The organism is Bacteroides sp. RTP21281st1_H5_RTP21281_210402, from assembly GCF_040918965.1.
Taxonomy (GTDB): domain Bacteria; phylum Bacteroidota; class Bacteroidia; order Bacteroidales; family Bacteroidaceae; genus Bacteroides; species Bacteroides congonensis.
Window position 1 is genome coordinate 235,462 of sequence record NZ_JBCOWR010000005.1, and the last position, 11,788, is coordinate 247,249.

Annotated in this window: 10 protein-coding genes; 6 read left to right on the forward strand and 4 right to left on the reverse strand. The window is 44.0% G+C overall.

Annotated features, from left to right (window positions below; genetic code table 11):
• Positions 1-11: 11 nt before the first annotated feature.
• Positions 12-317, reverse strand: a complete 306-nt coding sequence (locus AB5443_RS09775; protein ID WP_022138923.1) for a YidH family protein — start codon at positions 315-317, stop codon at positions 12-14.
• Between the two features lie 198 nt (positions 318-515).
• A complete protein-coding gene (trxA, locus tag AB5443_RS09780) occupies positions 516-1,013 on the reverse strand; it encodes a thioredoxin (RefSeq protein ID WP_022138922.1) in 498 nt (165 codons plus the stop codon).
• Positions 1,014-1,505: 492 nt separating this feature from the next.
• On the opposite strand from trxA, the gene AB5443_RS09785 reads away from it, so the two are divergent.
• Genes AB5443_RS09785 through AB5443_RS09795 form a run of 3 tightly spaced genes read left to right on the forward strand, consistent with a single transcriptional unit; the run spans position 1,506 to position 4,755 of the window.
• Positions 1,506-2,903 (forward strand): RtcB family protein, encoded by a 1,398-nt coding sequence (locus tag AB5443_RS09785; protein WP_368114003.1) that lies wholly within the window; start codon positions 1,506-1,508, stop codon positions 2,901-2,903.
• 32 nt (positions 2,904-2,935) lie between these two features.
• Positions 2,936-3,643, forward strand: a complete 708-nt coding sequence (locus tag AB5443_RS09790; RefSeq protein ID WP_022138920.1) for an RNA ligase family protein — start codon at positions 2,936-2,938, stop codon at positions 3,641-3,643.
• 2 nt (positions 3,644-3,645) lie between these two features.
• Complete coding sequence (locus tag AB5443_RS09795; RefSeq protein ID WP_368114002.1) at positions 3,646-4,755, forward strand: AAA family ATPase; 1,110 nt, start codon at positions 3,646-3,648, stop codon at positions 4,753-4,755.
• A gap of 82 nt (positions 4,756-4,837) precedes the next feature.
• Here the strand turns inward: AB5443_RS09795 and AB5443_RS09800 are convergent, their stop codons facing one another.
• The gene (locus AB5443_RS09800; protein ID WP_368114001.1) at positions 4,838-5,587 is read right to left on the reverse strand and encodes a GNAT family N-acetyltransferase; all 750 of its coding nucleotides are present in this window, start codon (positions 5,585-5,587) and stop codon (positions 4,838-4,840) included.
• 616 nt (positions 5,588-6,203) lie between these two features.
• Entirely contained in the window at positions 6,204-7,703 is a 1,500-nt protein-coding gene (locus tag AB5443_RS09805) for an L-lactate permease (RefSeq protein ID WP_368114000.1), read from the reverse strand.
• A 258-nt stretch (positions 7,704-7,961) separates the two neighbouring features.
• Here AB5443_RS09805 and AB5443_RS09810 point away from each other — a divergent pair, with 258 nt between their 5' ends.
• The 3 genes from AB5443_RS09810 (at position 7,962) to AB5443_RS09820 (ending at position 11,732) form a co-directional block, all read left to right on the forward strand.
• Positions 7,962-9,506, forward strand: a complete 1,545-nt coding sequence (locus AB5443_RS09810; protein ID WP_044654559.1) for an acyl-CoA carboxylase subunit beta — start codon at positions 7,962-7,964, stop codon at positions 9,504-9,506.
• Positions 9,507-9,661: 155 nt separating this feature from the next.
• Positions 9,662-11,173, forward strand: a complete 1,512-nt coding sequence (gene accC / locus AB5443_RS09815) for an acetyl-CoA carboxylase biotin carboxylase subunit (RefSeq protein WP_022138915.1) — start codon at positions 9,662-9,664, stop codon at positions 11,171-11,173.
• 34 nt (positions 11,174-11,207) lie between these two features.
• Positions 11,208-11,732, forward strand: a complete 525-nt coding sequence (locus AB5443_RS09820) for a biotin/lipoyl-containing protein (protein ID WP_044654560.1) — start codon at positions 11,208-11,210, stop codon at positions 11,730-11,732.
• Positions 11,733-11,788: the final 56 nt, after the last annotated feature.

Consider the following 11,788-nt stretch of genomic DNA (forward strand, 5'->3'; position numbering starts at 1 on the left):
AGCAGAATCTATCAGTCGGCATTTTCACTACACTGTGACTTTTCTACGTAACATTTCAGTTGTTTCTTTATCTTCGAGTAATGAACAAATCCGAAGAAAAACAGAATGATACCTGCTATGATGCATACCCACGCCAGTCCGTTCAGTTGCGAGATACTGTCAATCTGAAGTATTCCGATTCCTGCGGTGAGGAGATAAAGGGAAGTGCGGATATAGGCAAACAGAGTTCTGACGTTGGCTAATCTCGTTCTCTCTATTGCCAGATAATCACGAAGTATCAAATCTTCGTCTTTGAATTTGTTGGTAGATTCCTGCATACTTTTCAATGTTTACTTATTAGTGCATATTGGAGTATTGGGGCTTTATTGTAATAAACACGAATGTGCACAAATATGTTTGTTTTTATGTTATGAATACTCCTGTTTAAAGTACAATATGTAATAAAGGACTAACCCTCTGTCAATCTTCAAAAGACTGACAGAGGGCAGTTACCATGACGAGAAAAAAGTCGAAGTTTATTGCTTTGCTTCGTTATCTTGTTTCAACAGAAATTCATCAATAGCTTTCTTTAGCTGGTCTTTGGGCAAGGCACCCTGCATGATTCTAGGTTCTTCCTTCATCGGAATCATCAAAAGGGTAGGGATGCTGCGGATACCGAATGCAGCGGCCAAATCTTGTTCTTTGTCTACATCAATCTGATAAATATCCACTTTTCCGCTATACTCTTTGCTGAGTTCTTCTAAAATCGGATGCATCATCTTGCACGGTCCGCACCAGGTAGCGTAGAAGTCTACGATGGCAGGACGGCTGCCTTCAAATTTCCAATCTTTGGGACTGGCTTCATAATTATATACCTTCTTTAAAAAATCCGCTTTATTTAATGCTACTACTTCCATTTTACTGTCCTCCTTGGTTGATTCATTATTCTTTTTATTTTCTCCGCTGTTTCCTGCGCAAGCTGTAGTTGCCAGTACAATTGCGAAAACGCTCAATAATCCTTTCATTAATTTCATAACTCTTTTTATTTGTTTTATCTGATGCAAAGATAGGTGATATAAAGGGGGTGGGAAATAGCAATTTCCCCGAATTACTTGGCTAAACTTCCCATAAAGTATTATCGGGTGCTAAAATATGTCTTTTAATCTTTGGAAGATATAAAAATAAGCATTACTTTTGTCGCGATAAAATGAGTATTCACCCTTTAAAATTAATGGAAAGGGTATTAATTATGCTGGAACGATAACATTTTCAAATTAGGACTAAGTTGTCTCGTCGGGAAGATGAGGCTTTGCAACATTTTGTTTTCTTACACATGCCGCTACTCTACTATTATGCGGTAATGGTTGATTAGTCCTGCAATCACATTTTTTATTTTTAAAATTAATCACTTCAATGCGATGGATGGGTATTTCATTTCCGTATCCAAAGCATTGGTATCACGTGTATTACCTTGCTTTCTGCCTGTATGGCGGACAGGGAGTGTCGTATGCGAATGTAAAAAAAGTATGGGAATACGATTAAAAGATTTAAGTAAACTGGGATATCGGGATAATGTAGCTCGTAGTCTGGTAGTGGACATTGTAAGCAAACATTGCAAGCATGACACCAAAGAACAGATTGAAATGACATTGAGCAATATACTCCGGGAACCCGAATCTTATAAAAACAACGAAATTTGGAATAAACTTGCCGAACGGCTTTCGCCTACTGTGATAGCGAAGGACTTTAGGGCTTATGATTTATCGGACGAGCCGCTGATGTATAAAACCTACGGGGGAAAATTCATCGAGACGCTCGCCAAACAACAAATGAACCTGGCGATGCGTCTACCCGTAACGGTAGCCGGAGCACTGATGCCTGATGCCCATGCCGGCTACGGATTGCCTATCGGTGGGGTGCTTGCTACGGACAATGCGGTGATTCCGTATGCCGTAGGGGTTGACATCGGCTGCCGGATGAGCCTGACGGTATTTGATGCCGGTGCGGATTTTTTGAAACGGTATTCGTATCAGATGAAGGAAGCCTTGAAGGATTTCACTCATTTCGGTATGGACGGCGGATTAGGCTTTGAGCAGGAGCATGAAGTGTTGGACAGGGAAGAATTCCGTCTGACCCCTTTATTGAGGGATTTGCAAGGAAAGGCGGTACGTCAGCTTGGAAGTTCCGGTGGTGGAAACCATTTTGTGGAGTTTGGAGAAATTGCTCTGCAAGAGCATAATGTGTTGAATCTTCCCGAAGGAAGTTATGTGGCTTTATTGTCACATTCCGGTTCGCGTGGACTGGGAGCCGCCATTGCCAAACATTACAGCCTGTTGGCACGCGAAGTATGCAGGCTTCCCCGTGAAGCGCAGCATTTTGCTTGGCTGGACTTGGATTCCGAAGCAGGGCAGGAGTATTGGATGAGCATGAACCTGGCAGGCGACTATGCCCGTGCCTGTCACGAACGGATTCATCTGAACCTGGCGAAAGCATTGGGATTGAAACCGCTTGCCAATGTCAACAATCATCACAACTTTGCCTGGAAGGAAGAAATTGCTCCGGGACGTATGGCAATCGTGCATCGCAAAGGGGCTACTCCGGCACAAGAGGGACAACCGGGATTGATTCCCGGCAGCATGGCTACGGCAGGATACCTCGTCTGTGGCAAGGGAGTGGAAGACGCTTTGAATTCTGCTTCTCACGGTGCAGGCAGAGCCATGTCCCGCCAAAAGGCGAAGGACAGCTTTACGCAATCGGCTTTGAAAAAGATGTTGTCGCAAGCCGGAGTGACCCTGATTGGTGGAAGTGTGGAAGAAATGCCGTTGGCATACAAGGATATTGACCGGGTGATGCATATGCAGGAGACGTTGGTGGAAGTACAGGGTAGATTTATGCCTCGTGTTGTACGAATGAATAAGGAGTGATGCGATAATTTAGTAATTAAAAAAAGAAGAAAATGATATCAGAGAAATATGGTCGTACCTATCACTATCCGTTCTCTCCCGGAACGACTAGTGATGACCGGATTAATCATACGTATTGGGAGGACATCCAACGGATTGGAACATTGGTACATACCGAAAAGTTGGACGGAGAGAATAATTGTTTGAGCCAGTGGGGTGTCTTTGCCCGTTCGCATGCTGCGCCGACCACTTCACCGTGGACGAGGCAACTGCGTGAACGTTGGGAACTGATAAAGAATGATTTGGGCGATATAGAAATCTTCGGAGAGAATCTGTATGCCGTACATTCTATTGAATATCAGCGGTTGGAAGCACATTTTTATGTATTTGCGGTTCGTTGCATGGATAAATGGCTGTCATGGGAGGAAGTGAAATTCTATGCAGCTTTATTTGATTTACCTACTGTTCCGGAGTTGGTGATAGAGCCTGTTTCCGGTTTGATGCCGGAGCTTTTGAAACAGGAAATCATTAATATGTCACAAGAACCGTCAGTTTTCGGTTCTTGTGACCCGTGGACAAAAGAAGCTTGTACCCGTGAAGGGGTAGTCAGCCGTAATATAGAAGAATATCCGGTCAGCGAATTTATGCATAATGTATTTAAGTATGTGCGGAAAGGGCACGTCAAGACAGATGAGCATTGGACGCGTAACTGGAAGCGTGCCCGGCTTACCTGGGAGTTTACTAATGAAAAGGAGAAATAATTATGGATTGGAAATTGATAGAAGATAAATCGTGTAGCTCACTCGAACAACAGTTCGGGTGGGTGCGCGAAATGAATACCGTTCCGCAGGATACTCGTTATCATGCGGAAGGGAATGTAGCGGTACACACCCGTATGGTGTTGGAAGCATTGCAGCAATCTGCTGCTTATCAGTCTCTTTCTGCTTTGGAGAAAGAAATAGTATGGGCAGCCGCATTGTTGCATGATGTGGAGAAACGTTCGACCTCTGTGGATGAGGGAGAGGGGAGAGTGTCTGCCAAAGGACACGCCCGGAAAGGAGAATATACTGCCCGTACTATTTTATATCGGGATTGTCCTGCTCCCTTCCGTATTCGGGAACAGATTGCGTCTTTAGTTCGTTATCATGGGGTACCTATTTGGATAATGGAAAAGCCGGATTCTGTAAAAAAGCTCTGCGAGGTTTCTTTACGGGTGGATACTTCATTATTGAAAATACTGTCCGAGGCCGATGTTAGAGGACGTATTTGTGAAGATAAAAATGAATTGTTGGAAGCTGTGGAGCTGTTTGAGATTTTCTGCCGCGAACAGAATTGTTGGAGTAAACCGAGAAAGTTTGCCACTGATTATGCACGCTTTCATTACTTTCATACAGAGGGTGGTTATATTGATTATATTCCTCACGAACAGTTTAAATGTGAAGTCACGATGTTGTCAGGGCTTCCGGGAATGGGGAAAGATTATTATATCCAATCTTCCGGTATAGACCTTCCGATAGTAAGTTTGGATGCCATTCGTCGAAAGCACAAATTGAGTCCTACAGATAAATCAGCAAACGGGTGGGTAGTGCAGACAGCGAAGGAAGAAGCCCGGATATATCTTCGCAAAGGACAGGATTTTGTTTGGAATGCAACAAACATTACCCGTCAGATGCGGGCGCAACTGATAGACTTGTTTGTGGATTATGGCGCAAAAGTGAAAATTGTATATCTGGAACAACCGTATCACATTTGGCGTCAACAGAATAAGAACAGGGAATATGCACTTCCCGAATCCGTACTGGATAAGATGCTGGATAAACTGGAGGTTCCCTTGTTGACGGAAGCGCATGAAGTGGTGTATCATGTGGTATAGTCAAGGAGTGTTATACTCCGGCTTTTCAAACTATTCGCAAATCAATTTGCAGGATATTAGGAAAAAAGCCGGAGTTATCTATTTATTTCTTGAGTATTCTCTTTAAATAGTCGGTATTCGTTAAGTTCACTGTTTCGAAAACACCTTTATAAAACACGGCGAAGTTATTGAATACACAAGGCAACTCCTTTGCTTTTTGTAGCGTATCCACTGGGATGAAAGATACAGGAACGTCATTTGTTTCACAAAACTGTTTTATTCTGTCAATGTATTGATAAATATAAGGGCATTGCATATCATGATAAATCGTCAACTCTTTGTTTTCAATTTCTAGCTTCTTGGCGTGTGGCGCAAACTTGGGTGTTGTTCCGTCAAAAGAGAGAGCAAGCAATTCATATCCATTGTCGGTAGTATCGACAACTTTGAAGCCGAACTTCCTGGCAAATGCCTGGTCAGAAAGCCAGTTCTTTTGTTTTTTTGCCCCAAGCATGCAAACGCCGGATTTACCTTTCTCTTTCGCATCAGCCAGGCAATACTCCATGAGCGATTTCCCATACCCTTTTCCTTTGGGACTACCCAGTACCCATAAGCAATACAGATAATAATAGTTGTCGCCAATTATGGGAACCCAAGCTGTTTCGAGAGGAGCATATTCAATAAAAACCGTAGCTTTTGCATTTAATTTTCTAAAGACATGGCCTTCGCTGAGCCGTTCGGAAAGCCATTGGCGTTTGGCATCAATACCCGGATGAGACTTCTTGCTGCGGATAATGCAACATAAATGTTCGTTGGCAAGGTTTTCATTCGTCAGGTTTATAAAATCAGTATTCATGTGTACGTTTGTTTTAAGTTTGGACATTATAAATAAGTAAGATGTAATTGAGACTGTCTATCATTGTTGATTGATTATGAATACAAATGTAGCGAATTTATGTGATATTAATAACCTTATCGTTGACTATCCTTTTCCTTTAATTCTTTCTAGGAACAGATAAATCAAAAACACCTATTTGAATATGAGGCAACATTCCTTCATCTTTTGTTGCAAAAGCCGATGGATAGGTCGATATAGGGTGAAGGGGGAACTCCTTCACCTACTTTTCACCAGTGTGTCTGTTTTGTGAATCTAAAGCTATGCTTTAGAGAGTGTAAAGCATAGCTTTAGCCTGCCTAAAACGATGCTTTTCAAAAGTCAAAGAGTTTGTTTCAATCATTTAGCGTCTTTAAAATAAATATCCCAATGTTTGTTTCAACTATCAAGAAGAAAATATGGAAGCTATGAGCATAATAAATTTAGCTATAAGCATATTCCGATTTGCTATAATGAAAAATATATTTGCTATAATGAAATCGGGAGTGAACTCCCGGTGAAGGACTGCCCTTCACCCGCAAACACTGATGAACAGGGAAAGGTGAAGGGGGAATACAAAGTTTACCTAAAGGCGATACTAACTGAAAATATAGACGATAATTCCTGTAATTACCACATAAGCTAATGCGTATGGAATAGCTGCTTTCAGGATTTCACCCTCTTTGCCTTGCTGGTTTCCGGCAGAAGTGGCGATGGCGATGCTTTGCGGGGAGATAATCTTACCGCCTGTGGCGCCTACCGTATTGGCGGCAGAAAGCCAATCGGGGCTGACATGAATTTGTCCCGCTACACTTGCTTGCAGTTTGCCGAAAAGGATATTGGATGAGGTGTCGCTTCCGGTAATAAATGTACCCAGACAACCGATGACTGGTGCGAATAGCGGATATAAACTTCCCGTAGCGGTGGCGAGTGCCGTGGCAATAACGGCAATCATTCCCGAAGCGTCCATAATGGTGGATAATCCAACCAGGCAGATAACCGTGACGAAAGTCTTTTTCAACTGTTTCACCGTATTCCAAAGTACGATGAACAAGTCCTTTACTTTTGCCCCTTGTATCAATCCGCCGATGAAAGTACCCACGAAAAGCAATACTCCCGCATGAGTCAGCCATGAAATCGTATAATTTACGGTGGAAGCATTGATAGGCAGGCTGATTCTCGTTATCCAGTTATTCTCCAATGTGTGTCGTAATCCCGGAAATAGCGGGCTTGTGAGAATAATAAGGAAGAGAATAAGCAAGTAAATGCTCCATGCATTCAGGATATCTTTCGTCTTCAACGAACTTTTCCGTGCCTTTTCTTCTTTGGATGCAGTCAGTTTGCCATAAAGAACGATGACGATGATAGACAGGATACTTCCGATGATAGCCGGAGATTCCGCTCCCATATATCTGGCTGCGAGGTATTGGCTGGCTAAAGAAACACTGCCTACCAATAAAGCCAGAAACAGATTTTTGGGGAGTGATTTCAGTTTGGGGTCGGTAAGGAAAAGCAGTACAAGCGGAATAAGGAACATGAGTACTGATAATTGCAGTACAACGTTGGTACTAAGATTCAGAACATCCAGATTTGTCTCCTTTGCCAGTACGAGCACCGGAGTTCCGATAGCCCCGAAAGCGGTAGCCACACTATTCGCTATCAGGCTGACCGTGGCCGAGAATATCGGCTTGAACCCCAGACTGATAAGAATCGCTGCCGGAATGGCAACTGCCGTACCGAATCCCGCCATCGCTTCCAACAATCCCCCGAATCCCCAAGTCAATAGCAATACTTGAATACTTTTATCGGTGGAAATGGAAGCGAACTGCTGCTTTATAATCTCCATTTTTTCTGTTTTCAGTAATACGTTGTAACTGAAAATGGCCATCAGTATAATGATTAAAATAGGGGAAACTGCTTTTAACGCTCCGTATAAAAAGGCATAAAAAAGATTGTCGGCAGAAAAGGCAAAGCCGAAAAGCGCAATCAGCATGGTTACGACTAAGGAAATGATACTACTTTTGTCGCCCGACATTTTGAAGAATGCCATTAATATGATTAATAACAATACCGGAATGATAGCAAGAATCAAGGTCATAGTGTTCTGGTTTTAAAAAGTGAGACGTTCATTTGTTATGAGTATAACAAATGAACGTCTCACTTGGGTCGATGCGGTAAATAGATTTTTTTATTTATTTTTTGCCGATAAATTATGTTTAAAGACATAAATGCTAACATTTTCGGAATATCGTACGTTTATTATATAAAAGTGCCTTTGTGTAATCAATGTGACAACATTTTAATTTATAACGGGCTATTTTTATGCACACATACATCTTTAAATAAATTCAAGCCTATGAAAGAGCTTATCAAGAACCTGGAAGAACTGAACAGGAAAGCAGAAAAAGGTGGCGGAGACGCCCGCATTGAAAAACAACATTCCGTGGGCAAGCTGACTGCCCGTGAACGTATCGATTTACTTTTGGAGAAAGGTTCGTTTATCGAACTGGACAAGTTGGTAACCCATCGCTGTACCGATTTCGGCATGGAGAAGCAGAAGTTTGCCGGTGATGGGGTAGTGACGGGCTATGGCATGATTGGTAAACGGCTGGTTTATGTCTTTGCGCAGGATTTCACGGTCTTTGGCGGTGCCTTGTCCGAGACGCATGCCAGGAAAATCTGCAAAGTGATGGACATGGCGATGCAGATGGGAGCTCCTATTATCGGGCTGAACGATTCCGGTGGCGCACGTATCCAGGAGGGAGTCCGTTCCTTGGCGGGATATGCCGAGATATTTCTTCGCAATTCCATGGCATCGGGAGTTATTCCGCAGATTAGCGCAATAATGGGCCCTTGTGCCGGTGGCGCTGTTTATTCTCCCGCACTGACGGATTTTATCCTGATGGTGAAGAATTCGGGATATATGTTTATTACCGGCCCCGATGTTGTGAAAAGTGTGACGCAGGAGGAAGTTAGTAAAGACGACCTTGGCGGGGTGGGTGTTCATATGACCAAATCCGGCGTAGCCCATCTTTCTGCCGAAAATGACATTGAATGTATCAACTATATCCGTGAACTGATTTCCTATCTTCCCGGAAATAATATGGAAGAACCGCCGTTTGTAGCTACCAGCGACTCGCCGACCCGCCTGACGCCGGAACTATCTACGCTTATTCCCACCAATCCGAACCAACCTTATAATATAAAGGAGATGATTGAAGCTGTAGCCGATGATAATAGCTTCTTCGAGTTACAGGCGGAATTTGCGGCGAATATCGTCACCGGATATATCCGGCTGAATGGAAAGACGGTAGGAGTAGTTGCCAACCAGCCGTTGGTGCTGGCAGGTACATTGGATATTAATGCTTCTATCAAAGCGGCTCGTTTTGTCCGCTTCTGCGATGCTTTCAATATTCCTCTGCTGACACTGGTCGACGTTCCGGGATTCCTGCCGGGAGTAGACCAGGAGTACGGTGGAATCATCCGTAACGGTGCGAAATTACTTTATGCCTATTGTGAAGCTACCGTGCCCAAAGTTACAGTGATTACCCGTAAGGCATACGGCGGCGCTTATGACGTAATGAGTTCCAAACATATCCGGGGAGATGTGAATCTGGCTTTCCCGACCGCTGAGATTGCTGTTATGGGGCCGGACGGTGCAGTAAATATCTTGTTCAGGAAAGAGATAGAAAAGTCGCAGACACCGGATGAGAAACGGAAAGAACTTCAGGATGATTACCGCGAAAAGTTTGCCAATCCTTACCGGGCGGCGGAACTGGGATATGTGGACGAAGTAATCGACCCGGCAGTCACCCGCCTGCGCTTGATTCGTAGTTTCGAGATGCTTGCTAATAAGCGCCAGTCCAATCCGCCCAGGAAACATTCTAACCTACCGCTTTAGGTTTGTTTGTGGATTAAATTTAGGCACGGATTACACGGATTTCACGGTTACTTTATGTGGTAACCTTTATTCTAAAAACCATGTAATCCGCGTAATCCGTGCCTAATATAATTTAATTGCTCTTTTAAGTTTTTACTTCTAAAAAGAAAAAGATTATGATAAAGAAAATATTAGTAGCCAACCGGGGTGAGATAGCTATGCGTATCTTCCGTACATGCCGGGTGATGAATATCTCGACGGTGGCTGTTTATACACACGTTGACCGCGGGGCTTTGCACGTCCGTTATGCGGAAGAAGCCTATTGCATATCCGAGTCGCCCGAAGACACTTCCTATCTGAAGCCGGAATTGATATTGGCGATTGCCAAAAAGACCGGAGCAGCCATTCATCCGGGATATGGTTTCCTGTCGGAGAATGCGGACTTTGCCCGTCGCTGCGAAGAAGAAGGAGTGATTTTCATCGGGCCAAGTGCGGATATTATTTCCAAGATGGGAATTAAGACGGAAGCGCGTAAGATAATGCGTGAAGCCGGGCTGCCGATTGTTCCGGGGACAGAGACTCCTGTGCAGGGAATTGAGGAAGTGAAGAAAGTGGCCAACGAAGTGGGGTATCCTATCATGTTGAAAGCACTTGCAGGCGGCGGGGGAAAAGGGATGCGCCTTGTACGCTCCGAAGAAGAAGTGGAAACGGCACTTCGCCTGTCACAGTCCGAAGCGGGCACGTCGTTTGGCAATGATGCCGTCTATATCGAAAAGTACATAGAGAATCCGCACCATATCGAGGTGCAGATTATGGGAGATAAATATGGGAATGTGGTTCATTTGTACGAACGCGAATGTTCCATCCAGCGCCGTAATCAGAAGGTGATAGAAGAAAGCCCTTCGCCTTTCGTGAAAGAAGAGACGAGAAAGAAGATGCTGAAAGTGGCGGTGGAAGCCTGTAAGAAAATAGGTTATTATAGTGCCGGGACACTGGAATTTATGATGGATAAAGACCAGAATTTCTACTTTCTTGAGATGAATACCCGTTTGCAGGTAGAGCATCCGGTGACGGAAGAATGTACGGGCGTCGACCTGGTGCGTGATATGATAACCGTTGCCGCCGGAAATCCGTTGCCCTACAAGCAGGATGATATTCAGTTTAGCGGAGCCGCTATCGAATGTCGTATTTATGCGGAAGACCCGGAGAATAATTTTATGCCTTCTCCCGGTGTGATTACGGTGCGCGAAGCTCCCGAAGGACGTAACTTGCGTCTGGACAGTGCCGCTTATGCCGGATTTGAAGTTTCTTTGCATTATGACCCGATGATTGCGAAACTTTGTTGTTGGGGACGTACCCGTGCTTCGGCCATCTCCAATATGGCGCGTGCTTTGCGTGAGTATAAGATACTCGGAATCAAGACCACCATTCCTTTTCATCAGCGTGTATTGAAAAATGCTGCTTTCCTGAAAGGCGAATATGATACTACGTTCATTGATACGCGTTTTGATAAGGAAGACTTGAAGCGTCGTCAGAATACAGACCCGACGGTAGCGGTCATTGCTGCCGCAGTGCGTCATTACGAAAGGGAAAAAGAAGCGGCTTCACGTGCTACGACTCTGCCGGTAGTAGGAGAATCGCTTTGGAAGTACTACGGTAAGTTGCAGATGACTGCCAACAATTATTAAACGAAAAGTTGAAAACTAAAAAACGAGGATCCATATGGGTACAACATTAGCTACATATTATGCCAGGCTTCAGGATATGCCGGATAGCGAATATAAGGTGGAAATCTTGGAAGACGGGCCAATCAAGAAGATTGCGGTCAACGGTAAAATATACGAGGTCGATTATAACATGGGCGGTGACTCCATTCATTCGATTATTATCGACCATCACTCGCACGGAGTACAGATTTCTCCTTCTTCCAATAATTCTTATACGATTATGAATAAGGGGGAATTGTATCAGATTGAGTTGCAGGGAGAGATGGAGAAGATACACAATGCCCGTTCGGCTGCCGAATCGGTGGGACGGCAGGTGGTGCAGGCACCGATGCCGGGAGTCATACTGAAAACGTATGTGAAGAGAGGGGACAGTGTGAAACGCGGTGACCCGCTTTGTGTACTGGTAGCCATGAAGATGGAGAACGAAATACGTTCGGTGACGGACGGTGTTGTAAAAGAAGTTTTCGTGGAAGACGGCATGAAAGTGGGATTGAATGACCGAATTATGGTGATTGAATGATTCTTGGAAAATAAATTGGGGATTTTGCGTACTTATCTGCAAGAAAATATTTACTT

Coding starts and splice junctions, on each gene's coding strand:
- AB5443_RS09775 (WP_022138923.1), bottom strand. CDS start 317: ATGCAGGAATCTACCAACAAATTCAAAGACGAAGATTTGATACTTCGT.
- trxA (WP_022138922.1), bottom strand. CDS start 1,013: ATGAAATTAATGAAAGGATTATTGAGCGTTTTCGCAATTGTACTGGCA.
- AB5443_RS09785 (WP_368114003.1), top strand. CDS start 1,506: ATGGGAATACGATTAAAAGATTTAAGTAAACTGGGATATCGGGATAAT.
- AB5443_RS09790 (WP_022138920.1), top strand. CDS start 2,936: ATGATATCAGAGAAATATGGTCGTACCTATCACTATCCGTTCTCTCCC.
- AB5443_RS09795 (WP_368114002.1), top strand. CDS start 3,646: ATGGATTGGAAATTGATAGAAGATAAATCGTGTAGCTCACTCGAACAA.
- AB5443_RS09800 (WP_368114001.1), bottom strand. CDS start 5,587: ATGAATACTGATTTTATAAACCTGACGAATGAAAACCTTGCCAACGAA.
- AB5443_RS09805 (WP_368114000.1), bottom strand. CDS start 7,703: ATGACCTTGATTCTTGCTATCATTCCGGTATTGTTATTAATCATATTA.
- AB5443_RS09810 (WP_044654559.1), top strand. CDS start 7,962: ATGAAAGAGCTTATCAAGAACCTGGAAGAACTGAACAGGAAAGCAGAA.
- accC (WP_022138915.1), top strand. CDS start 9,662: ATGATAAAGAAAATATTAGTAGCCAACCGGGGTGAGATAGCTATGCGT.
- AB5443_RS09820 (WP_044654560.1), top strand. CDS start 11,208: ATGGGTACAACATTAGCTACATATTATGCCAGGCTTCAGGATATGCCG.